Source organism: Thermomicrobiales bacterium (assembly GCA_037045155.1).
Lineage (GTDB): Bacteria > Chloroflexota > Chloroflexia > Thermomicrobiales > CFX8 > JAMLIA01.
This window is the reverse complement of sequence record JBAOIG010000003.1, coordinates 452,744-478,417: the sequence shown is the minus strand read 5'-3', so window position 1 is coordinate 478,417 and position 25,674 is coordinate 452,744. Positions and strand designations below refer to the sequence as shown.

At 62.1% G+C, this 25,674-nt stretch carries 27 protein-coding genes; 6 read left to right on the top strand and 21 right to left on the bottom strand.

Annotation, left to right across the window (positions count from 1 at the left end):
• Window positions 1–193: 193 nt before the first annotated feature.
• Window positions 194–1,153 carry a diacylglycerol kinase family protein gene (locus V9F06_05325; protein ID MEI2617057.1) on the top strand — a complete coding sequence of 320 codons (960 nt, stop codon included), beginning with the start codon at window positions 194–196 and terminating at the stop codon, window positions 1,151–1,153.
• Here V9F06_05325 and V9F06_05320 read toward each other — a convergent pair.
• The 3 genes from V9F06_05320 to V9F06_05310 form a co-directional block, all read right to left on the bottom strand.
• Window positions 1,084–1,500 carry a hypothetical protein gene (locus V9F06_05320; GenBank protein MEI2617056.1) on the bottom strand — a complete coding sequence of 139 codons (417 nt, stop codon included), beginning with the start codon at window positions 1,498–1,500 and terminating at the stop codon, window positions 1,084–1,086. The two genes, V9F06_05325 and V9F06_05320, sit on opposite strands and share 70 nt — an antisense overlap.
• A gap of 34 nt (window positions 1,501–1,534) precedes the next feature.
• Window positions 1,535–2,389, bottom strand: coding sequence for a RodZ domain-containing protein (locus V9F06_05315; protein MEI2617055.1), 855 nt, complete (start codon window positions 2,387–2,389; stop codon window positions 1,535–1,537).
• A gap of 73 nt (window positions 2,390–2,462) precedes the next feature.
• Window positions 2,463–3,896 carry a hypothetical protein gene (locus tag V9F06_05310; GenBank protein ID MEI2617054.1) on the bottom strand — a complete coding sequence of 478 codons (1,434 nt, stop codon included), beginning with the start codon at window positions 3,894–3,896 and terminating at the stop codon, window positions 2,463–2,465.
• 321 nt (window positions 3,897–4,217) lie between these two features.
• On the opposite strand from V9F06_05310, the gene miaB reads away from it, so the two are divergent.
• Entirely contained in the window at window positions 4,218–5,576 is a 1,359-nt protein-coding gene (gene miaB, locus V9F06_05305; GenBank protein ID MEI2617053.1) for a tRNA (N6-isopentenyl adenosine(37)-C2)-methylthiotransferase MiaB, read from the top strand.
• A 57-nt stretch (window positions 5,577–5,633) separates the two neighbouring features.
• Window positions 5,634–6,488, top strand: coding sequence for a tetratricopeptide repeat protein (locus V9F06_05300; protein ID MEI2617052.1), 855 nt, complete (start codon window positions 5,634–5,636; stop codon window positions 6,486–6,488).
• A gap of 79 nt (window positions 6,489–6,567) precedes the next feature.
• Here the strand turns inward: V9F06_05300 and V9F06_05295 are convergent, their stop codons facing one another.
• The 4 genes from V9F06_05295 to V9F06_05280 all read right to left on the bottom strand — a co-directional run bounded on the left by V9F06_05295 (window position 6,568) and on the right by V9F06_05280 (window position 8,796).
• A complete protein-coding gene (locus V9F06_05295) occupies window positions 6,568–6,864 on the bottom strand; it encodes a hypothetical protein (protein MEI2617051.1) in 297 nt (98 codons plus the stop codon).
• Between the two features lie 67 nt (window positions 6,865–6,931).
• A complete protein-coding gene (locus V9F06_05290) occupies window positions 6,932–7,747 on the bottom strand; it encodes an SAM-dependent chlorinase/fluorinase (protein ID MEI2617050.1) in 816 nt (271 codons plus the stop codon).
• A 36-nt stretch (window positions 7,748–7,783) separates the two neighbouring features.
• Entirely contained in the window at window positions 7,784–8,170 is a 387-nt protein-coding gene (locus V9F06_05285; protein ID MEI2617049.1) for a hypothetical protein, read from the bottom strand.
• Window positions 8,164–8,796, bottom strand: coding sequence for a molybdenum cofactor guanylyltransferase (locus V9F06_05280; protein MEI2617048.1), 633 nt, complete (start codon window positions 8,794–8,796; stop codon window positions 8,164–8,166). Before V9F06_05280 ends, V9F06_05285 begins: the two co-directional genes overlap by 7 nt.
• Window positions 8,797–9,090: 294 nt before the next feature.
• Here V9F06_05280 and V9F06_05275 point away from each other — a divergent pair, with 294 nt between their 5' ends.
• On the top strand, window positions 9,091–9,369 hold the full coding sequence (locus V9F06_05275) for a hypothetical protein (protein MEI2617047.1): 279 nt from the start codon (window positions 9,091–9,093) through the stop codon (window positions 9,367–9,369).
• A 63-nt stretch (window positions 9,370–9,432) separates the two neighbouring features.
• Here V9F06_05275 and V9F06_05270 read toward each other — a convergent pair whose 3' ends face one another.
• The 7 genes from V9F06_05270 to aroB all read right to left on the bottom strand — a co-directional run bounded on the left by V9F06_05270 (window position 9,433) and on the right by aroB (window position 17,145).
• Window positions 9,433–9,693 carry a hypothetical protein gene (locus V9F06_05270; protein MEI2617046.1) on the bottom strand — a complete coding sequence of 87 codons (261 nt, stop codon included), beginning with the start codon at window positions 9,691–9,693 and terminating at the stop codon, window positions 9,433–9,435.
• A 3-nt stretch (window positions 9,694–9,696) separates the two neighbouring features.
• Complete coding sequence (locus tag V9F06_05265; GenBank protein ID MEI2617045.1) at window positions 9,697–10,023, bottom strand: cyclic-di-AMP receptor; 327 nt, start codon at window positions 10,021–10,023, stop codon at window positions 9,697–9,699.
• Window positions 10,024–10,875: 852 nt separating this feature from the next.
• Window positions 10,876–11,829, bottom strand: a complete 954-nt coding sequence (locus V9F06_05260) for a GDP-mannose 4,6-dehydratase (GenBank protein MEI2617044.1) — start codon at window positions 11,827–11,829, stop codon at window positions 10,876–10,878.
• 17 nt (window positions 11,830–11,846) lie between these two features.
• Window positions 11,847–13,073, bottom strand: coding sequence for a methionine adenosyltransferase (gene metK, locus V9F06_05255; protein MEI2617043.1), 1,227 nt, complete (start codon window positions 13,071–13,073; stop codon window positions 11,847–11,849).
• A 66-nt stretch (window positions 13,074–13,139) separates the two neighbouring features.
• On the bottom strand, window positions 13,140–14,414 hold the full coding sequence (gene ahcY, locus V9F06_05250; protein MEI2617042.1) for an adenosylhomocysteinase: 1,275 nt from the start codon (window positions 14,412–14,414) through the stop codon (window positions 13,140–13,142).
• Between the two features lie 3 nt (window positions 14,415–14,417).
• Window positions 14,418–15,374, bottom strand: coding sequence for a carbohydrate kinase family protein (locus tag V9F06_05245; protein ID MEI2617041.1), 957 nt, complete (start codon window positions 15,372–15,374; stop codon window positions 14,418–14,420).
• 109 nt (window positions 15,375–15,483) lie between these two features.
• Window positions 15,484–17,145, bottom strand: coding sequence for a 3-dehydroquinate synthase (aroB, locus tag V9F06_05240; GenBank protein ID MEI2617040.1), 1,662 nt, complete (start codon window positions 17,143–17,145; stop codon window positions 15,484–15,486).
• A 221-nt stretch (window positions 17,146–17,366) separates the two neighbouring features.
• On the opposite strand from aroB, the gene V9F06_05235 reads away from it, so the two are divergent.
• A complete protein-coding gene (locus tag V9F06_05235) occupies window positions 17,367–18,749 on the top strand; it encodes a sigma-54 dependent transcriptional regulator (GenBank protein ID MEI2617039.1) in 1,383 nt (460 codons plus the stop codon).
• Here the strand turns inward: V9F06_05235 and V9F06_05230 are convergent.
• From V9F06_05230 to V9F06_05215, 4 genes are all read right to left on the bottom strand, one after another.
• Entirely contained in the window at window positions 18,716–19,669 is a 954-nt protein-coding gene (locus V9F06_05230; GenBank protein ID MEI2617038.1) for a hypothetical protein, read from the bottom strand. The two genes, V9F06_05235 and V9F06_05230, sit on opposite strands and share 34 nt — an antisense overlap.
• An 85-nt stretch (window positions 19,670–19,754) precedes the next feature.
• The gene (locus V9F06_05225) at window positions 19,755–20,735 is read right to left on the bottom strand and encodes a transcriptional regulator (GenBank protein MEI2617037.1); all 981 of its coding nucleotides are present in this window, start codon (window positions 20,733–20,735) and stop codon (window positions 19,755–19,757) included.
• A 6-nt stretch (window positions 20,736–20,741) separates the two neighbouring features.
• Window positions 20,742–21,608, bottom strand: a complete 867-nt coding sequence (locus tag V9F06_05220; protein MEI2617036.1) for a hypothetical protein — start codon at window positions 21,606–21,608, stop codon at window positions 20,742–20,744.
• 120 nt (window positions 21,609–21,728) lie between these two features.
• Window positions 21,729–21,857 carry a hypothetical protein gene (locus V9F06_05215; protein ID MEI2617035.1) on the bottom strand — a complete coding sequence of 43 codons (129 nt, stop codon included), beginning with the start codon at window positions 21,855–21,857 and terminating at the stop codon, window positions 21,729–21,731.
• Between the two features lie 142 nt (window positions 21,858–21,999).
• Between V9F06_05215 and V9F06_05210 the strand changes: the two genes are divergently transcribed.
• On the top strand, window positions 22,000–22,512 hold the full coding sequence (locus V9F06_05210; GenBank protein ID MEI2617034.1) for a hypothetical protein: 513 nt from the start codon (window positions 22,000–22,002) through the stop codon (window positions 22,510–22,512).
• A 7-nt stretch (window positions 22,513–22,519) separates the two neighbouring features.
• On the opposite strand, the gene hpaD is transcribed toward V9F06_05210, so the two are convergent.
• Genes hpaD through hpaB form a run of 3 tightly spaced genes read right to left on the bottom strand, consistent with a single transcriptional unit; the run spans window position 22,520 to window position 25,652 of the window.
• Window positions 22,520–23,554, bottom strand: a complete 1,035-nt coding sequence (gene hpaD, locus V9F06_05205; GenBank protein MEI2617033.1) for a 3,4-dihydroxyphenylacetate 2,3-dioxygenase — start codon at window positions 23,552–23,554, stop codon at window positions 22,520–22,522.
• Complete coding sequence (locus V9F06_05200) at window positions 23,551–24,165, bottom strand: flavin reductase family protein (GenBank protein ID MEI2617032.1); 615 nt, start codon at window positions 24,163–24,165, stop codon at window positions 23,551–23,553. The genes hpaD and V9F06_05200 overlap by 4 nt, the downstream gene beginning before the upstream one ends.
• Window positions 24,162–25,652, bottom strand: a complete 1,491-nt coding sequence (hpaB, locus tag V9F06_05195; protein ID MEI2617031.1) for a 4-hydroxyphenylacetate 3-monooxygenase, oxygenase component — start codon at window positions 25,650–25,652, stop codon at window positions 24,162–24,164. The genes V9F06_05200 and hpaB overlap by 4 nt, the downstream gene beginning before the upstream one ends.
• Between the last annotated feature and the right edge of the window lie 22 nt (window positions 25,653–25,674).

Genomic DNA, 25,674 nt, shown 5'->3' with positions numbered 1-25,674 from the left:
TCGGGGAAGCCTGCAACACGACATGTTGTTCGAAACACGGCGATGACGGTAGGGAGGGTATGCGCGTATGACCCGTAATCTCGTGCGTGGCATTCTGGGTCTGCTTCTCGCAACTGCGGCGACGTGGCTGGCGGCCTGGATTACGGAGAGGATCTTCGGGCCTGAGGAAGAGTTGGCGGGTTAAGACAGGGACATGGCAACCGCGCGCACCGTTCTCGCAATCGTAAATCCCAAGACCGGCAGACGCCCGATCGACCATTTCATAGAGCCGCTCTCACAGGAGGCCGCGCGACGCGGGATCCTGCTACGTGTCGTTGTCACGACCTCACCAGGGGAAGCGACTATTCTCGCTCAGAACGCTGACGAGCACATTGACACGATCATCGCGGTTGGTGGGGACGGAACGGTGTCCGACATCGTTGCCGGCGTGCTGGGGAGACCTGTTTCCATCGCGATCCTGCCCAGCGGCTCGACCAACATGATTGCCCGGGAGTTGGGGATCCCAGGGACGCCCAGGGCGGCGGCGCGGATCGCGCTCGGAGGCGTCACGAGGCAGATCGACGTCGCAGTGGCCGGCGAGCGTGTCATCGTCCACATGGCCGGCGCCGGCTTTGATGCCGCGATCATGCGCGACACCTCATCGCGCTGGAAGCGGCGGGTCCGCTGGCTGGCATATCTTCCAGCCGGAGCGAGGCATCTGAACTTCCCCCAGTTCAAGTATGACGGATGGATTGACGGGCAGCCGGTCAGTGGCACAGCCCGACTCCTCCTCGTCGCAATCGGCAGCTCGATTATTCATCCACGTCTGCGGCTTGGCCACGGCATCGACCGAACCGATCGTCTGCTCGATGTCCTCGCCTTCGACCCGCCGAGCACAGCAGATGTCACCAGGCTCCTGTGGTGGGTCGTCGCCGGTAAGCCCGAGCGGATGCAGTGGACGAAGCACTATCGCGGGAAGCACATCCAACTATCTTCACCGGATAAGGTGCCGGTCGAGTTCGATGGCGACTACGCCGGCAACCTGCCGATCGAGGTTATCCTCCACCCCGAGCAAGTTCGCGTCTGCGTCCCGGCTGCGAGGCGCTACCGCAGTCCTGCAATTTCGATGCGGCTCCCGACAAGAATCTCGAGCGACTCGCCGTCCCGGAGTTGACCACGCAGGCAGATATTCTGGTGATTCGGCATGTGTGTATCATCAAACCCGGCAACGACGCCTATCGGCATGCCCGCGATCGTGACTGCCGCGTCGACGAGGACGACACCAGCCTCCACAACCTCGAAGAATGCCAGTAGCGCCACGCGGTCCACACTGCCATCGAGCCGCACTTCCTCGTCGGTGATCATTAGCTCGTGAACCGCTCCGGCCGGGACAGCGCGCGATCGGTGTCCCACCAGCAGCAGGCCACGGCGATCGGTGACTCCACGAAGCACAGTCACAACGCGTCCGACGACGGGTGATGAGGAGAGGTAGGGATCAGAAAAGACCATCGGGCCAGACATCGCAGATCCTTCCACCGTCCGACCTTACCGGTCGCTAGGGAAAGCTGAAGGCAGAATCCCAGCTGTCGCCCAGGGTGCCGAAATCCTCGCCGTCCACATAAATATGGACGAACGCCGCGTTCCCAGATTCCACATACACAGTACTTCCAGAGTACGTGAGTTCGGATCCGGCCGGAACGACGTTGTCGACGACCACGACATCGTCCACGGTCATCTGCACCCAGACGCTATTCGTAACCCAGACAACGAACGTATGCGGTCCGCTCGTGCTTGGCGCTTCGGTGGCGGCCACGTCCTGGGCAACATCCGCCGGGGCGGCAGTCGGCGCGGCGGACTGATCTGCAGTTCGCGCAGGTGCGTGGGTTGCGGCAGCCCCGACGCCTGTCGTCGGTGTCGCGGGCGGTGGCGCGAGCGCGGCTTCGGTCGTCTGAACCGTCACCTGGGCGAGAAGCGACGCCGATACGGGCGTCACGGTTGCAACACCGATGGCGGATGGTGCGACCGTGACGGAGGGACGAAGGTAGGCGGAGTAGATCCAGGTAAAGATGATACCGACCATGATGATCATGAAGGCGATGATGGCGAAGTTCGGCACCCAGTGGGTGCGCGCATCATAGGTCGTCGTCGTCCCGACAGCCGTTCGGCGCGCGGACATTTCGCCGCTGCGTTGCTCGAAAAGCTCGACGGTCGTCAACGGATCCAGCCCAAGGTATTGGGCGTAGTTACGGACGATTCCCCGGGCGTAGGTCATCGCCGGCAATGCGGCAAAGTCCTCCGCTTCAAGCGCCGCGAGATGGGCACGACCGATCCGCGTCGCTCGCTCAGCTTCGCGTAAGGTGACACCTTTGTAGTCACGAGCCTGCCGTAGTAGCTCACCGAAACTAGACATCTATATCTTGATCATCCTGTTGTTAGCCGGCGCTCTGCAAACCAGGGGCCGCCACGTCCGCTCCCGGCCGATCCTAATCCGGATACAGTGGCGACTCGCGCTCACGCTCGATTTCCGGCTTGCGAAGCTCGTCGAGTAGTGGCGTCGGCCGACTATGGTACGTCGTGTCTGCATGATCAAGCCACACATCATCGTTCGGCAGCCACCAGCTCCCGATGCTGGATCGACAGGCAAGGTCGCCAGACTCTACCATACGCCTGCTATCGAACGCGTGAGGATTCGCACACCAGCCGGTCGTTCCACTACCTATCGGGCGAAAATCGCGGCAGGTTGCGCAACAATGCGGGATGTTCCGTGTTCGCGTCGCAGAATCGACCGGATCCGCTGGCATCGCGACCGGCAGAATCTCCTGCAGCTCAGCGCCTGGTTGCCCGCCGGCGGCTGCCGGCGAAGCAGACGATCGATCTCCATCGATCTGACCGGCCCAGACGAGCCAGCGCGGATCACGCTCGTCGATCGGAGGGTCCGCCTCGGGAGAGATCCCTCTGTTGGTGGCAACGACTGGTGGTGAAGTCGGGACACCAGAGCGATGGCCCTGGTTCGCTGGCTGTGCCTGTTGCTGTGCTCGGACTTCAGCAATAGGGAGCTCGTCCGTGTCCTGATGCTGATGGGTCCTGGCCGGCCGTGGCGGGTCGGCGGCGCGGCGTTCTACCGGGGCCACCTGCGGAGCGACTCGTGGAGAACCGAACGAAGACGGGCTCGCGCCAAACGATACCGATTCGTCACGAGGGAGCTTGTTCGCGGATGGGACAGCCTGTGGAATCACGCTCTCGGTATGCCGCACCATGCGCTCGCTTGACACACTCGATGGCGCCGGCGCCGGCATTGGCATGGATGGGCGGGTCACGATCGGACGTTGGGGCTGTGGCCTCGGTTCCGGAATCGCGCGCTGCGGCTGAATCGACGGTGTCACCGGGCGCGATTCTGTGACCGGTGGTTTCTGCATGGCTTTCGACCCAGGGGTGTCCTCGACCAACTTGCGGGCTTCGTCGCTACGCTCTCGCTGATGCTGTTCCCGGTCGCGCTCCAGTTGTTCGACACGACGGCGGCGAGCGGCGCGGACATCGGAGCGTTCAACGGGGTTGGCAATACTGTCGCTTCCCAAAGCGCCGTCTGCTGTTGCTGCGGCCCGCGGCGCGGCCATGGTGATTGAGGTTAGCCGATCGGTGAACATCTCACCCACCGGCGCGGCTACCGTGCCGGCAGAGAGAGGCGAGTCGATCTGAGGCGGGGTCGGGATATGGTCACCGGGAGTGTCCGGCTCACCACCGAAGCCGGGCGCTGGCTCCCAGAGATCCTGATCCCAATTGTTGCGGCACCCGAGCTCGGATTTGCGGACCAGAACCATGTGGTTCAGCTCGCGTCGAGCGGGATGCAGGCACCATCCGGAGCCGGCGATCCCACCGTCCTTGAAGTGACGACACGTGCCGCACTTTCGTTTGACCATCCGGATACCCCCACGGCGATCATATTCAGTAATGGCGCGTTCGTACGCAGGATCTGCAACATGCGTGTCCCGAAGAATGCGTTCCTGATGGTCACAGGCCTCTGCGTTGATCACTATCGTAACAGACATCGATGAGACTCGCACTCTGTACGTACACTACGTTTCATTTGCATTATTTGCGTCCGAACGGGTGTTCTACGGGTTATGTCGTGATCGCGATGACATTGAGGCAGCAAACGCACGATGCTCCGAAGGTTGTACAATTGCCGGTCGGGCGCCCGGCGGTGCCCTTATGTTGTTGGGAGGGTCAGCGTGGAGCAAATCCATCTCGTCCGACGTGCTGCGGCGTCACCCGAATCTCCGACGCGTGAGGATAGCCAGAAGCGCTACTGCATCTGGACCATCGGGTGTCAGATGAACGAGGCAGAGTCCGCGAAAGTCGAGGCGATGCTCAGCCAGGTTGGCTATCGCCGCACTGAGGTCGAGACCGACGCCGACGTCATCGTCCTGAATTCGTGTGTCGTTCGCCAGGCTGCCGAAGACAAGGTTGTTGGCAAGATCGGATCGCTCGCGCGAATCAAGCGATTGCACCCTGAGGTGCGAATCGCGCTGACCGGCTGCATGGTTACCGGCCAGGAGCCGAAGCTTCGCGAACGGTTCCCACACGTCGACCTGTTCTTCGGGCCTTCCGAGTTCGATCGGCTCGTCGAAATCGTCCCTGAGTTGCGCGAAGCCGACGCGGACCTCGCCGAGTTGCCGCACTTCTACCAGCCGATTTCATCGAACCCCGGTATCGCCGCCTTTGTCCCGATCATCTATGGCTGCAATTTCGTCTGTTCCTATTGCATCGTCCCCTATCGGCGAGGACGGGAAGTCAGCCGACCCTTTGAGGAGATCGTCGACGAGGTTCGCCGGCTCGCCGAGCAGGGTGTCCGCGAGGTGACGCTTCTCGGGCAGACGGTCAACGCCTATGGCCATGACCTGCCGGACGGTCGCGACCTTGCCGATTTGCTGCGCGCAGTCGATGCAATCGACGGCATCGAACGACTTCGCTTTCTGACATCGCACCCGAAGTTCTTTTCCGACAAGCTGATCGAGACGATCGCCGAGCTGCCGAGCGCCTGCGAGCATGTCAATCTACCGGTCCAGGCCGGCAACAACGAAGTGCTTCGACGAATGCGCCGAACCTACACCCAGGAGCACTATCGCGACCGAATCGCGAAGATCCGGGAGACGATACCCGGCGTTACGCTCTCGACCGACATCATCGTCGGCTTCCCCGGCGAAACAGACGAACAGTTCCAGGATACGCTCGACCTGTTGCGCGACCTTGATTTCGAAAAGGTTCACGTCGCGATGTATTCGCCGCGGCCCGGCACACTTTCAGCGCGCTGGGAGGATGAAATTCCTCATCACGTCAAGCACGCGCGACACCAGGCCGTCGAGCGCCTGCAGGAGGAAATCAGCGCGCGGAAGTTCCGCGCGATCGTTGGCGAGCAGCGCGAAATTCTTGTCGATGGATATGCGAAAGGTCGGTGGCGCGGCCGGACACGCGGCAACCAGCTCGTCTTCTTCGACGCGACGGGAGATTGGCTCGGTCAATTTGTCGATGTCCGCATCACTGAAGCCTCGACCTGGTACGTCCTGAGCGAGCCAGTGAACGTGCTAACGCGCGCCTGACCTTCGTCGGTCGAAAACGAGATCTCCGCGAAAGCCGGGAGGAAGAAAGGGCTCAAGATGTACGAACAAACAACAAAGGGCAAAGCAAGACGACTTCTCGATGAGCAGGCACGGCAAGCTGCCGCCAATGGCGACTGGATTGCCGCCGTCGAAATAAACACGGCGATTGTCGCCCACTCGCCCCGCGATGTGTCCGCAATCAACAGACTTGGCAAGGCCTACTTCGAGATGGGTCGCTTTCGGTCTGCGTACGAGGCGTATCAGCAGGCGTTCACAATCGACCCGGCCAACGTCATCGCCCAGCGGAACATTAGCCGGATCGAGCCGCTCAAGGACACCGAGGCGGAAGTCGAAGCTATCGGAAGAACCCGCAGCCTGCGCGCCGGCATCTTCGTCGAAGACATTGGCAGGACATTCGTCGACGATCTCGTCGCGGTTGCGCCCGCGGAGGTGCTCACCAGACTATCGAGCGGTGACCAGCTGACGATGCAGGTGGAGGCCGACATCATTCACTGCTTCGATGAGGATGGCCAGTATATCGGCCAGTTCGAACCGCGTCTCTCTCGACGGGTGATCGAGCTGACATCCCTGGAGAACGAGTACGCCGTCTTCGTGACCGCCAATACGGGCAAGAGCGTCCGGGTGATCGTGCGTGAAACGCAGAAGAGCCCCGCCATGGGCTCCAGGCTCTCATTCCCCCGACAGGGGAAAATCGCCATCCCGCGCGCGTACCTTCGTGACACGCGCCTGTTCCGCGAGGAGCCGGATCTGTTGCTCGGCGACGAAGAAGACGAAGAGCTCGACAGCGACGAGGTCGAGGAATTCGAGGGCCGGGAAATCGACAGCGACGAGGATGACACCGAGTACGTTGACGAGACTACCGGGCCGGTCGAGGAGGACGAGGCGATCTAGCCTCGCCACCACGCAACGAGAACAATAGCAACGGGGACGCCAGTGCTGGCGTCCCCGTTGTCATTTCGCGCGTCTCGGGTTACCCCAACAACACGGTCGCGATCGCAAGAACGACGAGCAACACAGCAAGGATCTTCAGCAGTCGGTTGAGGTCGGAGCGGATGATGGCCATCTCCTGCTCGTGACTCAGCGCATAGATCCTCCGGCGCGAAGCTGGGGTCGCGATAGCCGACGCCGAACTGACCTGGATCGGCAGATCGCCGGATCCGTCATCGTCCAAGTGCCGTTGAACCTCTTCAGCCCGCCGGGCTTCGTAGGCTTTCAGTTGCGCGCGATTAAGTTGCGTCTTTGTTCGTGGGTTCGTTGGCTTGCTCACGTAATCGAAACCATCCTGTGGATCTACTCGTGCCGCTTCTCTAGCGCATCAGTATAGCATGCGACGATCAAGCGCCAGGATCGTCGAGCGTCGAAACGACCACTTCTTCGCCGCGTTTGATCTCCCAGGATTGTGCTGCGCTACCGCCGCGAACGGCGATCTCCAGCCCGCCATGACTCCCGAAGAGCGCGAGCGTCTTGCCAACCGGGACATCCTTATACGATCGGTGAATTCCCCGGACGGTTGCGTCCCCGCAACGTACAAATACCGACGACAGGTCCCACGGAATCTGCCCGCGGGTAATCAACGTCCGGCAATTTCCAAAGCGATCGATCGAAACGATCGACGCATGGACGCGCGTCGGGCTGTCCTGTGTCGCCCGCCACGGCAACGACATGAGTGACGATGGGTCGATCGCGGTGCCCAGCCTGTCGAGCCCGACCGAGCCAGACGAAAGGATCCCGGCAACCGGCGCGAAGATATCGCGACCTGGAAACGTCGCCGGCCACTCCCGGAAGAACGCGGGCCGGTCGAGGACGACCGCCCTCGTTGCAGACTCATTTTCAACAAGCAGTGTCAACACGCCGTTGTCGGGGCCGACGAAATAGTGCCCCCCTGCCTCAGCGACGATCGCTCGGTAATCCGTGTCCACTCCGGTATTGACAACGAACAGGTGGACCGTGCCGACCGGAAAGGAAGACCAGACCATCGCGGTCTGAAACGCAGCCTCGGTGACATCGCGATTGGGGATGTGGTGCGTGATATCGACGAGCGTCACCTGGCGATGCGCGGTGAGCAGCACGCCCTTCAGCGCGGCCACATAACCGTCGATCGTGCCAAGGTCGGTCGTCAACGTGACGATCCCATTCGGGCAGACGCTCATGCCCACTCCCTCCTGCCGCGACATCAGCCCAGCGAACTACTGACGATCGCTCCAGCCCTCAGATTCTTGCAGATCGTAGACCGGGTCGAGGTATTCCGCCCACTGCTCCGGGTCACTGCCAAAGCTTGCAATCAGATGCTCCTCGAACGCGGCGGTGATCTTCCACCAGTCATCGTCGGACATTTCGCCAATAATCCCGTGCGCCAGTTCGACACGGTCGGCGGATCGCCCCTCGGCTATGGCCTTCTTCTCTGCCTGATCGAGATCCCAGAGCCAGTAGAGCTCGTCAAACACCTGTTCGACCACATCGGGGCGAAGCTGATAGGCACGAACCATCTCGACGTAGACCGACCGCGGAACATGCCGAACATACAGTGTCCCATCCGGCTTCAGGAACTTCGAGTAGTCGCGACTGGTCACCATCCCATCAACTCCTGCTCTGTGCTGTGAACACGATCAAGATCACTCGGAGAATTGACATTGACGAATGACGCAAGGTGGCGATCATGCCTGCGCAACCAGGGTTCGTCGAGCGCACACACCCGCAAGTCCTGCAAGATGTCCGCAATCTTCAGTTGGCCGGCGGCAAGGCGCTGCTCAAGTGTGGGGAGACACGAACGCCGGTAAATCGCATGAAGCGTCTCATACGTCTCGTGGGCAGGCTGTCCCTGTCGTGCGCCAGACGTCCTCGGAATGATCACGTCCACGTCAGCATCGATCGCGGCCATTGCCTCCAGCAGTTCCGAACAGAGCGACGGCATATCGCAGGCCACCACGAGAACTCTGTCGTGGCACGCGGCACGAAGAGCGGTCGCGATTCCACCAAGCGCGCCGCCGCCAGGATACTCATCCGGGACGACGCGATATCCAAACTGGTGGTAGGCAGGCCGATCGCCGACGAGAAACACATCGTCGGTAAGCGCGGAGACGACAGTGACGACGTGCTCCACCAGCGGCCGACCCTGTGTCACGACGAGTGCCTTATCGGCGCCCATCCTCCGGCTTTGTCCGCCAGTCAGCACCGCTACGCTCATCCCGGTGTTCGCCATCTTCCCTCCCCGTTGCGGTTGATTGTACCCAAGCGGCCGAACGCCTCGGCGGGTGTGATGGCCACCGCGCTTCTGTTAGACTCTGCGTAATGATCACGGACGGCGTAAGGAAGGTGGTCCGCCATGGACCGGCCGACGACAGTCGAGACGGACTTCTAGACAGCACCCGGTGAAAAGCCGCGGTGCTGATTCGTCTCTGTCGCCGGTTCGCCCGCCCAGCGCGGCCCCTTCGATACCGTCCAGGCTCCCACGGAGCGTGGGGCCAGCACGGGGAACGGCGAAAGGAGACCCGCCATGAACTCGTCGTTGATCTCCAAGATCGAGAAGTCCCGTCGGTATGCCGAAGAGCCCGAACGCGTCAAGTTCCAGTCATTCGTCGTCCAGTTCCAGGGTAACAACGACTCGTATACGACATCGATGGACGGCGAAGAATTCAGTTGTACGTGCCACTTCTTCGCGGTTCAGGGAATGGGGACCTGCGCCCACATCATGGCCATGCAACGGATGCTGCATGACATGCTGACCGAAGATCAGCGGGCCGCTGGCGCGCCCGTTACGTTCTCGAGCTTCTGATCGGACAACCCGAGGTTGCCGCGCCGGCCAGGGCGATGCCGGCGCGGCACCGGCTCATTCAGATCAGTTCAGGCTCATACCGCGTGCGTGACGTTCGCTGTCGGTTCTCAGCGTGACGACGTGCGTGATGCCACCAACCTGTATCAACTCACGCCGATCGAAGCCCGACGGCAGTTCGTTCTCGGAACGACGGACGATTGGCGGCGCGTCAGCGACCGCTCCGTCCGGAACGATGTCCAGCATCGACCCGGCAGCGAGGCGCAACGCAGCGTAATAACGCAACAACGATCGCGACATCCGACGTGTCGGGCCTGAAAGCGTCATTGCCTACATTCGCTCGAAGCGCGCGACACGCAGCACAAACACATCCGCGCCGCCCATCTCGACCGAATCGTCCGGGTCGTAAAGAAACTCCACCTCAAGGTCGTTCGGTGTCGTCGTTTGAGCCGCCACTCGCGCACTGGCGAGACGGTGGACGATCGCCAACGCGGCGCTCGCTCGCTCCTCAGATACGCCGATCAGGACGGCGGCCGTCCCGCTGCGCAGGAATCCACCCGTCGAGCCGATATACGTCGCTCCGTACCCCGCGTCGATAAGGTCTCGCAACAGGCGCGACGCATCATAGTCCTGCACAATCGCGACCAGCATCTTCATGAGCGTGCGATCCTCTCGACCAGCATCATCCGTGCCGATAGGATACTCTGACTGGCGATAAGACAGGGGGATGTCGATTGTGACAAAGCCAGTAGTGCGTCTTCAGAATCTCACCTGGCCGGCCGCCGATGAAGCGCTCCGCCAGCGACCAGTGGGGCTGCTGCCGATCGGCGCGATTGAAGCCCACGGGCCGCATCTTCCGCTCGACACCGACATCATTATCGCCGAGGCGACCGCCGAGAGAGCGGCCGGCCGGCTCGAGGAATCTGGCGTCCCGGTGATCATCCTGCCGCCGATTGCCTACACGGTCTCCTTCGCGGGAACCTCATTCGCTGGGACAACACCGGTCGAGGCAGATCAATTCGAAGCCTATCTGGCAAGCCTCCTGGGGCAGGCGGCCCGACAGGGCTATCGGGCGCTGATCTGCTGCAACGCGCACCTCGAGCCGGAGCATGTCGCCCGCGTCCAACACGCGTGCCTCATCGCCGAAGAGCAAAGCGGCGTTCCGACGCGCGCACCCGACCAGCGATCTGACGCTCACGCCAGCCGGCTGAGTGAGGAGTTCCGTCGCGGCGCCCGCCATGCTGGAGGCTACGAAACGTCGATCCTCCTTGCGGTTCGCCCAGACGTAGTCGATGTCGAACAGATGCGCGCGCTTCCCCCGTCTGGATCGACCTTCCGGCCCGGCTCCGCGCTGGCGCGCGCACATTCGCCGATGCCGGAGCCGACCTCGGCTACTTCGGCGATCCGGCTCGCGCAACGGCTGAAGAAGGGCACGCAATGCTCGACGCGCTGGCCGACATCATCATCGGCGCAATCCCCTGGCACTGAACTGACGCAGGGAGGAAGCGCCTATCGGCTGCTCGTCGCGAGCCGGACACGCCAATCGTCGAGGATATCGGTCAGCGTCGTCTCGATCGGCACCCGGGGCTCCCACCCCACACGCGAGCGAAACCTGGAAGCATCACCGATCAGCACCGGCACGTCCGATGGCCGTAGCCTGGCGGGATCCTGGCGAATCTCCAATGGCGCTCGGGAGAGCGTGATGAGCAGGTCGAGCAGGTCGCCGATTCGGCGTCCGACGCCACTGGCGAGATTGAACACCTCGCCGGGCACGATGTCGACCGCCACAAGCCGATAAGCGCGCACGACATCGCGCACGTCCAGGAAATCACGAACCGCGTCCAGGTTCCCGACCAGGATCACTGGTTCGATCCGACCCATCTCCGCGTCCACGATCTGGCGAGCGAAGCTCGAAAGCACGAATCGGTCGCTCTGTCCGGGACCGATATGGCTGAACGGACGCATCCGGACGACTGGCATCCCGTATGAAAGCGCGTACTGATAGGCGAGCATGTCCTGAGCGATCTTCGACACCGCATAGGGATTGCCGGGGCGAAATGGCTGGGATTCGGTGATCGGCGTCTCGTCCGGCCCGACGAACCCGTATTCTTCCGCCGAGCAGATAGCGACGATCCCGGCGCTCAAACCAGCAGAGCGGACTGCTTCGAGCACATTGAGCTGGCCGACGAGATTGTTCGTCAGCGTCTCTGCCGGCGCGGCTACTGACTGCGGAACGTAGCTGTGGCTCGCCAGGTGAAAGATAACGTCCGGCGCGACGTGCTCGATAGTCCGGCGCACGAGCGCCTCGTCGAGCAGGTCACAGGCAAGGACATGGGTGCGGGCGCCAAGCACCGACGCGTGCCTGGCCAGGCCAACAACCCGCCAGTCGGTCTCTTGCTCGAGCTCGTGGACCAGATGGCGCCCTACGAAGCCCGACGCGCCGGTGATAACCGCCGTCGTCACTGCGCTCGATCAAGCGCTCAGGAGACGCGCGTCGCCAGCGGCCCAGCCGCCTCGCGCAGCGCCTCCGCAAGATCAGTGCGCTCCCAGGGCAGGTCAAGGTCCGGCCGGCCGAAGTGCCCGTAGGCGGCGACCTGGCGATAGATCGGGCGCATCAGGTCGAGGTCTTCGATAATCGCCAGTGGGCGCAAGTCGAACATATCCATGACCAGCGCACCCAACCGCTCATCAGAGATGACTCCGGTCCCGAACGTCTCGATGTGATACGACAACGGGTGAGCCACGCCGATGGCGTAAGAGATCTGCAATTCGCACCGTTGCGCCAGGCCGGCCGCAACGATGTTCTTCGCCACGTAACGCGCGGCATAGGCGCCCGAACGGTCGACCTTCGTCGGATCTTTGCCCGAGAAAGCGCCACCACCGTGGCGGGCCATCCCCCCGTAGGTATCGACGATGATCTTGCGCCCCGTCAGGCCGGCATCCCCCATTGGGCCACCGATGACGAAGCGACCGCTCGGATTCACGAGGATCTTTGTCTTCGCGTCGAACATCTCTGCAGGGATGACATGGTGGATGACTTCCTCGATCACTCCGTCCCGGACATCGCGCTCAGTGACGTCCTTGTCGTGCTGTGTCGAGATCAGAACCGTGTCGACGCGCTTGGCAATACCGTGCTCATATTCGATCGTGACCTGGCTCTTGCCGTCCGGTCGAAGGAAAGGCAATGAGCCGTCGCGCCGCGCGCCCGCGAGACGACGAGTCAGATGATGAGCGAGCGAGATCGGAAGCGGCATCAGCTCCGGGGTCTCGTCGCAAGCGAAGCCGATCATCATTCCCTGGTCGCCCGCGCCGACCCGGTCGCGCGTGTCCTGTTGTTCGCCGGATCGCGTCTCCAGCGAATCGTCGACCGCACCCTGGATGTCGGTGGACTGTTCCGAAATCGAGGTCATGACCCCGCACGTGTTCGCGTCGAAACCGTAGGAGTCGCTTGTGTAGCCGATATCCTTCACGACTTCACGGACGATCTTCGGAATGTCGACGTAGGTCTTCGTCGTGATCTCGCCGAACACCAGCACCAGACCGGTCGTCGTGGCCGTTTCGCACGCGACACGCGCACGGTTATCCTTCGCGAGAATCTCGTCGAGGATTGCGTCGGAAATCTGGTCACAGAGCTTATCCGGGTGCCCCTCAGTTACCGACTCCGATGTGAAGAACACCTGGGGCGATCGCATGAACGATGTCGGCATTGTGACAGTTCTCCTCCAGTTACCAGCCCGTAGTCAGCGTAAACAGCGATGGGGTCGGGCGATGCCTCAGGTCCCGTGTTCCCACGAGCTCAGGTAGGCGATCTGCTCCTCGGTAAGCTCGTCGACCTCGATGCCCATCGCCCGCAACTTCAGGCGCGCGATCTGCTGGTCGATCTCGGCCGGCACGACATAGACGCGCTTTTCCAGCTCGCTGCCATGGGCGACGAGATACGAGCACGCCAACGCCTGATTCGCGAACGACATGTCCATGACGCTGGCGGGATGACCCTCGGCCGCCGCCAGATTGATCAGCCGGCCATCACCGAGCACAATCACGTGCTTATCCGCGGCGATCTGGTATTCCTCGACGAATGGGCGGAGCATCCGTCGGCCTTCGCCTGACATCTCCTCCAGCGCCGACATATTGATCTCGGAGTTGAAATGCCCGGCGTTGCTGATAATCGCGCCATCACGCATGTTCTCGAAGTCGTCGCGATCGATGACATTGATGTTGCCGGTCGCGGTGATGAAGATGTCGCCGATCGTCGCTGCGCGCGACATTGTCGTGACCGCGAATCCATCCATCGCCGCCTCGAGCGCTCTGGTCGGGTTGATCTCGGTCACGATCACCCGCGAGCCCATACCCTTGGCTCGCATCGCGATCCCCTTGCCGCACCAGCCATAGCCGGCCACGACAACGACCTTCCCTGCCAGAAGGATATTCGTCGCTCGCAGAATGCCGTCAAGGGTGGATTGACCGGTGCCGTATCGGTTGTCGAAGAAATGCTTCGTGTCGGCATCGTTAACGGCAATGACGGGGAATTCCAGCACGCCGTCGGTCTCCATCGCCCGCATGCGGACAACGCCCGTCGTTGTCTCCTCGGTCGCGCCGATCATGCCCTCGAGTGCCTCGCGGCGCAATCGGTGAACCGTGCTGACCACATCGGCGCCGTCGTCAATGATGATGTGCGGCCGATGGTCGATCGCCGCGTTGACATGCCGATAGTACGTGTCAGCGTCCTCGCCTTTGATGGCGAAGACGGGGATGCCGTCATCCACCAGCGCGGCGGCAACGTCGTTCTGGGTGGAGAGTGGGTTACTGGCGCAGACAACCGCGTCGGCCCCGCCTGCCCGAAGCGCCAATGCGAGGTTGGCGCTTTCGGTCGTGACGTGGACACACGCAACGATGCGAACTCCGGCCAGCGGCTTCTCGCGCTCGAAACGTTCGCGGATCAAAGCGAGCACAGGCATTTCGCGGGCGGCCCATGCGATCCGGCGATGGCCGTCGTCAGCCAACCCTCGATCGAAGATGTCGTATTTCATCTGACTGGTGTCGACCATGCGTTACTTCTCTCCTTTTCGACCGGCCAGCGCCGGACGACCCGGCAGTGACTTGACCACATTCCCATGTTCTGGAAACGACTCAGAAAATCGTTCGACGAAGGCATCCATACTGTAGTGGTGGCTCTGGGTGCCCTTTACTTCGACGACGAGCGTCGCCGCCTGCGAGCCGATCCGCCCGGCGATGTCCCACGACAACCCGGCCAGCATGCCTCGGATCAGGCCAGCACGATACCCATCACCAGCGCCGGTCGGATCCACAACCTTCCGCGCGCGAGCAGCGGGAATCCGGTACTCAGACTTCCCGTGACCGTCATAGATGGTCGATCCGAGCTCCCCGTAGGTGACCACGACTGTCTCGCACGCGCGGATCAGCTCGTCGCGCGACTTGCCTGTTTTCTCGCTGATCATCGCAAACTCATAGTCGTTGCCGATCAGCATCCGCGCTCCGGCGATGCCTTCGCTGAGTGCTGACCCCGACAGTGCGATGATTTGCTGGCCAGGGTCGAAGACGAACGGGATGCCAGCGGCCACGAGTTCCCGAATATGGCGAATCATCGCCTCCGGGTCCGTCGGCGAGATTACTCCCAGCCCGACCTCGTCGAGATGCTCGGTTATTGAGACCTCACGCGCCTTCATCATAGCGCCGGGGTAGAAGCCGGTAATCTGGTTGTCCGCGCGGTCGGTCGTGATGAACGCGCTGGCAGTGCGTTCATGATCGATCAGGTGGATGCCTGATGTATCTACACCAAGCCGCTCCAGCTCGGCCCGATACTCGTCGAAGTCAGTCCCGACAGTCGCGACAATCCGGCACGAAGCGCCGAGTAGCGCGAGGCTATAGCCGATGTTCCCTGCGACCCCGCCGCGTTGCCGATCCAGCGAGTCAACAAGGAACGACACGTTCAGCACATGGATCTTGTCGGGCAGGATGTGGTCCTCGAAGTGGCCGGGGAAGACCATAATGTGATCGTAAGCGAGGGAACCTGAGAGCAGGACGGTCAAGGGGCATGTCTCCGGTGTTCAATGCATGACAACACCGCCCGTCTCTTCGGGTGGCGTAACCTCCGGACTATAGCACACGCTGGTTCCTGGCCCGTGAAAGCTGGGCCAATGAACCGCGAACCACGTCAATGGACACGCCCGTCTGGATTGCCACGCCACCTTCTGACTTCGGCAACACCCAGTGCAGCGCGCCGTCGACGTTCTTCTTGTCGTGCGACAGGTTCGAGATCACTTGGTCGATATCAACATCGAGCACGATCGGCAGGCCCGCGCGCTCGAGAAGCATTCGAGCTCGATCGACAGTGGTCGCGTCTATTCGGCCCAGCCGTTCGGCGATCCCATACACCGTCAGCAGGCCAAGTCCGACCGCCTCGCCATGACGATAGCGATATCCTTCAGCCTCGATCGCGTGGCCTGCCGTATGGCCGAAGTTCAGGATCATCCGCAGCCCCGCCTCGCGCTCGTCCTCCTGCACGACCGACGCCTTGATTGCGACATTGCGTGCCAGGACTTCGACGATCTGGTTGTCGGGCAACGGGTCGAGCGCGTTCGTCTCGAGAGTCTCGAGTAAATCGAACCCGCCTGGCGGGGTACTCGGCTGGATCAATGAGTGCTTGATGACCTCAGCCATGCCGGAGCGATATTCCGATTCGGGCAGCGACGACAGGAACAGCGGATCAATCAGAACCGCGCCCGGCTGGTAGAACGCGCCTGCGAGGTTCTTGCCGGCCGGCAGGTTGACGCCTGTCTTTCCCCCGACACTCGAATCAACCATCGCCAGCAGCGATGTCGGCATCTGAACCAGTGGGAGCCCACGAAGGCAGACACTGGCAACAAACCCGGCGAGGTCTCCGACAACACCTCCGCCCAGCGCCAGCACGACATCGCGGCGTGTGACGCCGCGACTCGTCATCTCGCCGCATAGTCGCTCGACTTCCGTCATCCGTTTGCTGGACTCCCCGGCGGGGACAACCAGCGTCTCGGCAGGGAGCCCCGCGCCGTTCAGCGCAGATGCGACTTGCTCGGACCAGCAGGCGGCGACATTCTCGTCGCTAATCAGCCACACGCGGCGGGCGCGTGGCCAGCGGCTAGCTATCGTCTGCGCGAGCATACTGCTTGCGCCACGGGACACGAAAATATCAGATCGCCCCGATGGGGTTAGCAGCGAGACACGTGGCACTCCCCCGGCAGTCACGATTGCGCCGACTGCATGATCGACGGCGTCGATTGCCGCAGTCGAGTCAAGCCCGGTGGTATCGATCGTGACATCGGCCCGCGCGTACAACGCCCTCCGGCGCTCCATCAGCTCGTGAATACGCGACTCCGCGTCGCCCGCGAGCAACGGACGCTCCGCGCCACGCCCTTCAGCCGCCGACTGGGCTATCACGCGCGCGGCCAAAGCGGCCGGCTGCGCCGTGAGCCCGATCACAACACTACCCGGACGCCAGGATGCCCAATTCGCCTCGGAGAGGACAGCGCCACCTCCCGTCGCGATCACGGCTGGGCCACGCCGGCATGCTGCGTCCACCACTTCGCGTTCGATAGCGCGGAACGCTGGCTCGCCGAATCGAGCAAAGAACTCGTGGATGGGCATCCCGATTCTTGCGGTTATCTCCTCATCGGTGTCAATGACGGGACGACCCCACCGTTTGCCCAGCGCCTTCGCGATCGTCGACTTTCCACTACCGCTTGGCCCAATCAGAACCGCCCGCTCGGGCAAGTCAGCCATCACAACGCTCCGAATCCACGCACAACCGGGCGGTCGATCGATCAGCCGTCGGAGTATACTGTTGGCCCACCATGTATCGGCATACTCGGCGTTCCTGGTTGTCGCTGGGTTCGGCGAGGAGCTTCTCACTTATACTGATGCCTGGCGCGCGATCCACACAAGTCGACGCGAAGTCGGCGACGTCCGATGTTCACGTCGGATCCGAGGAGGACTGAAATCGCATGGCTCGCATCCTGGTAGCCGACGATGACTCCGGGATCCGCTCCCTGCTCCTTGAGCTATTCGAGGATGAGGGTTACGAGGTCGATCAAGCCACCAACGGCGCTGCAGTCATCGATGCGCTCAGATCAGTCGCCCCGCCAGACCTCGTGATGATGGACGTTCGGATGCCGGATGTCTCCGGTATCGACGTGTTGCGGACTCTCAGTGAAAAAGGCGATCGGCCCCTCCCGGTTATCGTCATGACAGCCTATGGATCAGCATCCATCGCGATCGACGCGATTCAGTACGGCGCTTACGATTATGTAACGAAGCCGTTCGACCTGGAGGATGTGCTGCTCCGCGCCGGACGGTTCTTCGAGCGACAGGCGCTCGCCAATGAGGTGCAGAAGCTACGGCATCTCGCCGATGGCGACCCGAACGAGTACATCATCGGCAATAGTCCGGCGATGCAGGATGTATTCAAGGACATCGGCCGAGTCGCAAGAACCGAAGCAACCGTCCTGATCACCGGCGAAACCGGCACCGGCAAGGAGTTGGTCGCCACGACCATCCACCGCAATTCCGGGTACGCCCACGGACCGTTGATCAAAGTGAACTGCGCCGCGCTTCCAGAAACACTGCTCGAGAGTGAGCTGTTTGGGCATGAAAAGGGCGCCTTTACCGGCGCGATCGCCCAGAAGAAAGGGCACTTCGAGCGCGCAAACCGCGGCACCATCTTCCTTGATGAGATTGGCGAGATGACGTTCGCAACGCAGAAGAAGCTCCTTCGAGTCCTCCAGGAGCGTGAATTCGAGCGAGTTGGTGGCACCGTCTCGGTAAAGGTCGACGTCCGGGTCATTACCGCCACGAACAAGAATCTCCCGCAGGAGGTTCGCGATGGCTCATTTCGTGAGGATCTCTATTTCCGGCTGAATGTCATCGAGATCTATCTGCCACCGCTGCGCGAGCGGCGAGATGATATCCCGCTTCTGGTCGAGCACTTTCTCCACAAACATCGCATCAACGCCTCATCCGCGCCGACCCAGATCTCCGCTGGCGCGATGCGAATGCTGGTCGACCACGACTGGCCTGGTAACGTGCGAGAGCTCGAGAACACGATGGAACGCGCGACTATCATGGCTCAGGGCGGTGTCATCATCGAAGATCTGATTACGTTCTCATCTGCCGACCAGGGACATTTCATCGACATTGCCAGCAGTGTCCGCAACCATACCCCGATGCGTGAGGTCCTGCAGGAGGTCGAACGGCAGATGATTCACGAGGCATTGCGGCGATCCGCGGGTGATCGAGTAGCCGCCGCCGGCCTGCTTGGGTTGGAGCTCGACCAGCTGTCGGAGAAGTTAGGAAACTACGGCATTTCGTTCGAGGCATCCGTCGTGTAGGCAACGTCAATCACAACGCTGTCCTGCCATCGTCGCCGGACATTTCCAGGCAATGGAACCGACCGAAGCCACTCGGGAGACCGGTTCAGCTCGCGAACTGCCCAATTCCGGAATCCCTCAATCTGCCGCCTGGCCGGACGCCGGCCCTCGTCATAATAGACTTGGGCAGCCATCCCGGCGATGTACGTCCCCGTAAAGGCGATCGTGACCTTGGGGACCGCGCCGGCCGCAAACGGCACCATCGCAGCAAGATCCCGCGCAACCGTCCTCCAGAACAAGCCGGCTCCGACGACGGGCAGCATCTCCCGGTAGATCGCCGTCCGATTGCCCGTGTCACGACCGTAGATCGCGGCAAGCTTGTAGATCATCATCAACTGGTTCTTCGTCAGCACAATGGTGTCCGCGCCAGCCGAGAGCAGCCCGCCCACAACAGGGACAAGCGCGGGGATATTTGAAACTACTGCGAACTGCGCGTTGACCCGGGCTGTCGTATTCACCACATGGCGAGCGGCTGCCGTTCGTAGCGCTGGATAGAGCCGGCCCAGAGCAAGCTCGATATCGGGCTCACGCGCGAAGATCATCTGCCAGAGATGCTCGATCGGCTCGCCGCGCGAGAACACGAGTATGCGTGCATCAGCTTGTGCCCGCGCGCGCCACGCGGCGTCCTCAACGAGTATCAGGTCTGCATGCTCCGGCAGCGCCTCGTCTTCGCCGCAGGCAACGACACTCATGCGAGCCTCCGGGCCGAAAATGTCAAGCGCTGCCTGACGCGCATCCTGCGCAGTCGTGGAGACAACCGCGATTCGCGGATGTCTGAGCGCCGCCATCTCGATGTCGTCAAACGAGATCTCGCGCACGATCTGAAAGACCTGACGCGCGGAATCAACCGGATTAGGAAACGGGTGCATCTTTGGCGCCATATGCGGCTCACTTCTCAACAGTCGTACACGACCTGCTGCACGGTCGCGGTATGGGGAGACTTTCGCGTCGGATGTGCCGCGCGCGCTATGCAGTCTCGGCGCGATCGAGGATCGCGCGCGCCTCGGCAACGAGCCAGTCCCGAAGATGGCTCGGGGCAATGATATCGACCATCCTGCCATAGCGCAGCACCCAGCGCTGAAACTCCGGTGTCACCTGGATCGAGGCGCGATAGATGATCGAACCGTCTGGCTGTCGTTCGATGATCTCCCCCTCGTGCCATTCTCCCTCGGCAACCCACTCCGATGCGGGCGGGCGAAACAGGAGAGTGACGTCGTCCACCGGCGCGTCGAGGCCGCGCATTATCCCCCATCCGGATGCGAGGAATTGGCCGAGATCGAAACCCGCGGGTCGATTGAATCGTTGGGGCAGAATATCGAGCTTCTTGATCCGGTCGATCTTGAAGACGCGGACAGCCTGCCGGAGATGGCAATAGCCGACGAGTTGCCACGACTTGTCGTAGGGCAGAATCGCCAGCGGATCGATGACTCGCTCTGTCTCTTCGCCTCCGCGCGATGCGACTCTGTATGTCAGCGCCAGGCAATGGCTACGAGAGATCGCTGAGGCGGCCGTGCTGAGTAGCGCTGTGCGGCGGTCATCCGCAGGTGAGGCTGGCGTGACGCCGGACTGCTCGATGAAGCGACGCAGATCCTCCGGAAACACCGACGTCAGGCGTCGGATTGCGGAGCCAAGCTCCTCCTGAGGCACCCCGCCATAGTTCATGCCCGCTTGCGCGGCCAGGATCAGCGCGAGTGCCTCGGGCACGGAGTAATTCACAGACGGTAGTCGCGGCACAGGGCCGTGAAAGTGGTATCCCGAGCCTCGTTCAGTCCGCACGTCCCACGCGAGTCGATGTCGGATCACCTGAATGTCACTGGTAATCGATCGAACCGAGACCTCGAAACGTTCGGCCAGCCGCTGCCGCGTCCAGTAGCGCGGCGCTGCCTGGATGAGCCAGATGATCTCAAGCAATCTCGCGACGCGACGCGTTTCCTGTTCCCGACCCATGGCAGCCTATCTCAACCGTGGCCGCAGCGCGCGAAGCAGACCCATCATCATCGATCGGGCCGCCTGCAGCTCCCCGAACCTGACATCGCCGACCGAATCGCTGAGGTCCGCGAATGCAGGAATGTCGGCCAGGCGACGGCGGTCAACCGCGGTCCCGCAGTGGACGGACTGTTGCCACCAGTGGGGCACTGCATGGATGACTGTCCCACCACCGATCTTCGCGCGAACAAGGATGGGCTGGCGAGTCAATCGGTCTATCGCGAGCACTTCAACGTTGCCGCGTGATCCCGCCGGCATCGTCACCGGGATGTAGCCTGGTGGGAGCTGAATTCCCGGCAGGAGCGGCGCTCCGAGCAGAAGATCGGGGGCTCCACTGGCGGTTCCGGTCGCCCACTCGACCCGCGCAATGCCGGCCGGCCGGGGCGCACCCGGCAGCAACACGTCCCTGATCGGCTTCGCGAGCGCCGTCTTATCGCTACTGATGATCGTTACACCGCGGGACAATGTCGCTTCCAGCGCGACCGGGTTAATGGCTTCCGCCTCCTGGCACCCCAGCACCACGATGCTCGCCAGGCGCGGCACATCGGAAAGGGAGTCAACCTCGATATGTGGAATATCGAGAAACTGTAGCAAGCTTCGGGGCGACGACAGCTTGCTATCGACAACTGCGATAGCCTGGGGCGCCCACCGCCGCAAACGAGCGAGTGAACGATCCTGCCCAATCCGCTCAACATGCATCGCGACCTCGTGGGCCGCAACGGCCCGGTCGTATGCGGTTGGACGCGCTCCATCCAGAGCAAACGCCAGCTCTTGCTCTCGCGAGAGCCGCTCCGACGAAGTCGAGTGCTTCCGATCACCCCCGTGCGCAAGCATCGTGAAGACCTTTCGTTGGCGCGCTACAGACGTATCACCTGGCACAACGATAGTGAGTCAGCGGGAAGCCCCTCGTTCCCTCAACGTCACTGTCGCAGCGAGATCAGCTCGATCCAGGGACTATCCGTGCCACTTGGGCTGGCGACCAACGCGGATATTGAGAACATGCATAATCGTCCGAACGACGAGCAGCGCTGGCAGCAAGCTGGCAACGACGCCGAAAAGCAGCCATCTCTCTCCAGGGCCCATTCACCCCTCCACATTCAACTCATCAGCCACCCCGCTGGTATGCTTTCGGGGTACTCGGTCGCGTGTAATCTCGACCGGCGCGAGGCTCACCCGACGGCTGCTGTTCATGCCCACATGATACCGCCTGTACGCGTCTGGTGGCGTGACCGATATTGCATTCAGCGGCTCGAACGCTGGAAGGGTCAGTCTGCCGATAATGCACACCGCAATGTGGCTCATTCCGATCGCCCCGTTCATCGTCGGAATTTCGACAACATGGAGCCTGCGAGAGGCAATCCGGGAGACTGTCTGGTTCAACGTCGGCTACGTGCTGACACTGCTCGTCATTTACATGGCCGACGTCTTCGGCTATGGCTATATCTCGACCTCGCCGACCGGCCCGGGCGCTGGGCTGGGAATGGCTGTCGGATTCGGCGCCCTGGCGGTCGCCCGCTACCGCTGGAAGAAGGAACAGTACGCCAAAGCCGTAGCGCGAGCCGAGGAACAGCGTCGGCTCGCGGCCGAGCGCAAGCGTCAGGGTATTACCACCGCGCCTGCCCGGGACGATTCACTCGTTATCCATGCGTTCCGCTTCGCAGGGACGATGGAACGAACCCGTCGCCAGATGCTGGCAAAGCGCCGCGCTGACAATCAGTCGACCGCCGCCGATCAATAGCCCGCGATCAAGTTACGTGATCGGGCCGATCGTACAGTTGCGCTGGCGCTGTTGGCAGAAGCCGCCCGTCCTCAAACGACTCACAGAGTGCCGCGTCATCGAACCACGACGCCGGCGGCATATGACCCCAGAACGTCGCGCGGCGCGGGTCGTTCAGCGTCCAGCGAATCGGCTCCCAGTCAGGATCGGCCAACAGATAGTCGTTGGCATACATCTCGATGCGGTTACCATCGGGGTCTCGCAGATACAGGAAGAATGCGTTCGACAAGCCATGGCGTCCGGGTCCACGCTCGATGCTGCTCGCCCAGCCATCCGCGGCGAGCACATCGCACGCGCGGAGCACTGACAACGGATCGGTAACCCAGAAGCCGAAATGGTGGACTCGTGGCCCAGTCCCATTCATCACGGCGATGTCGTGGACATTCTGCTTGCGTTGGAGCCAGGTCGCCCAGATTCGCCCGGCGTCGTCGACTGTGTATTCCGAGCAGCCGAAGCCGAGCTCCGCGGAGTACCACTCATAGGCAGCCCGGACATCGGGGACCTGGCAGTTGAAGTGGTCAAATCGCATCACCTGAGCGCCGCGGTAGAGGTCGAACCGTTGAAGCAGTCGTTCGACCTGTGTCATCTCGGCAACGAACTCGAGCGGCAGGCCGAATGGATCGTTGAACCGCAGCGCCCTGCCCTGCCCAATCTCCTCGCCAGAGGCGAGCCAGCAGGGCTTGAGGCCCGCGGCCGCGACATGATGGGCAAGCCGGTCCAGATCGTCCTCGCTCGCGACCTTGAACGCGAGGTGACCAGCGCCCGGCGTTGACGACTTTCGCAAGACGAGTGAGTGATGGTCTCGCTCTTCCAGCCCACGCAGATACAGGGTGTCGGCCGTTTGCTCGGTCTCCACGAACCCCAGTGTGTCGACGTAGAACGCCCGGGCGCGGCCAAGGTCAGTCACCCGATATTCGCCGTGGGCCGAACGGATGATGTTTGCGCCGGAGCGCGGCTCCGGCCTGCCTCGTCGAATCTCCGCATTCGTTTGCTGATTGGTCACCATGGCAACTCCGGCCTCTCCGCCGGCTCGTTCAGATCGCCGGCGCTCCATTCCTCGTGGTAGATGCGAATTTCGTCATTCATCCAGCGATCCGCCTGCTCGGCCGGCGTCGGTGGCTCGATCAGGTCGCAGTAGCGCGACCGGAAGAAGGCGAGCGGTCCGTGTGCCCTCGCCTGATCAGGTTCGTGCAGCGCCACGACCTGCCCGATGACGATCCAGTGATCGCCCGCCTCGTGGATCTCGTGCGTCCTGCACGACAGTGCCGCCAGGGAATGGCTGAGAAGAGGCGCTACAGGCCCGCGTTGCAACTTCACCGTGCGCGCGGCGGCATCCTTGTTCGCCCCGGCAAACTGGCGTGACACCTGCATTTGCCGATCGCTGAGGATGTTGATCGCGAATCCCTCCGCATCCCTGATCAACCCCGCCATTCGCGCCGACTTCCCAACGCAAAACAACACCAGCGGCGGCTCAAGCGAAACCGATGCGAATGAGTTGGCGGTCATCCCGTGCACGTGGCCATCGTGCTGGATCGTGATAACCGTCACCCCGGTCGCGAACTGCCCCACGGCGCGGCGGAACGCTGTCTGGTCGACGGTTGGCATCGCGTTCATTCGGTGCCGCCACTGGCAGCCTCAGGCATCGTCGCCTGACGTCCCTCTGCAACGAACTCACGAACCATGTCCATATATGGCTTGCGGTCGTATGTGTTGAACAACGCGCCGGCCATCCGCACCGGATCGCCGAAGAAGAATCGCTCGTAGAGCACCTGCCTGGAGCCAAACGATGACACGGCGGTATCCCACGCCAACCGGAACAACGCAACACGGTCGCGAGCATCCGCCCTCGCGGCCGTCAGGTATCGGTCGATCGTGGGGCCGATCGCTCCGTTGATGTCCGCTTCGGTCGGTGTCGCCATCAGGCCGCTGGCGGATAGCTGCTGGATGATCTCGACGAAGCGGGGGTAGAGCTTCGGATAGAGGTTGCGAGCAGCGTCAAGTGGCTCACGCGCCGGGGTCATGATGCCCCAGCGATCCAGCTGGGCATCATTTTCGGCAGTCGCCTTGAGCGCTCGCATGCACTCCAGCCCGATGATGATCTCCGACACTTTCTCGTGGACATGCTGGAATGGCTCGATTGCGATCGTATCGACGATCAGGCTTGCAAGACCTAGCATGAATTCGGTCTTCGCAATGTTCTTTGCAATCACCTGGTGCGCCATGTGGATCACTGCGTTCGTCGCGCCAAACGCGCCGTTGGCCAGCTCCGGATCTCCATACAGGAATACTCGCTCCCACGGAATGAAGACATCGTCGAAAATGACGATCGCGTCCATCTCTTCGAACCGCGAGCCGAGCGGGTGATCATGCTTGGAGCGTCCAAGATCGTATGTCTCACGGCAGAGGAACTTCAGCCCCGGCGCGCCACAGGGGACAACGAATCCGAACGCATACGGGGCATCGGCCGGGTCGGACTTGACGACGGTCGAGGGAAACACTTCGATCTCATCGGCGATCGGCCCGAGCGTTGCCAGCATTCTGGCCCCGCGGATGACGATGCCGCCGTCTTTCTCTTCGACGACGCGCGCCGACAGAAACGGATCGGCCTGCTGTGATGGGCCGACCGAACGGTTTGCCTGCGGGTTGATCAGCGTGTGGGTGAGGCAGAGATCCTCCTCGCGGGCCCGCCGGTAATACGACTCGACGTTCTTGCCAAAGTCTGGGTTGTTCTTCGCAAAGTAGTCGTGGGCGCCCGCGAACGACATCAGCGACGAGCTGAGGTAGTCGGGCGTCCGGCCAAGCATCCCGTGCGAATAGTCGGCCCATGCCTTGAATCCTCGCCCGCGATGCTGCAGATCGGCACGCGAGCGCGGCTGCATGAACGCGGTCCCGACACGCTCTCCGGTGTCTGGTGACTCGTAGGTCAGGTCGTCACGATACTGCGGATCGTGCTGCATGTCGTAGAGATGAGCGAGACTCTCGATAACGTTTCGAAACGCTCGATGCTCGGTCACATCCCGAACGAGCTCGCCCTCGATGTACACCTCTCGCGGGTGCGCCTTCAGCCCGTCGATGAATTGCTGGCCTGTTCGTGCTCCCATCGACACTACCTCTCCGTTCTGG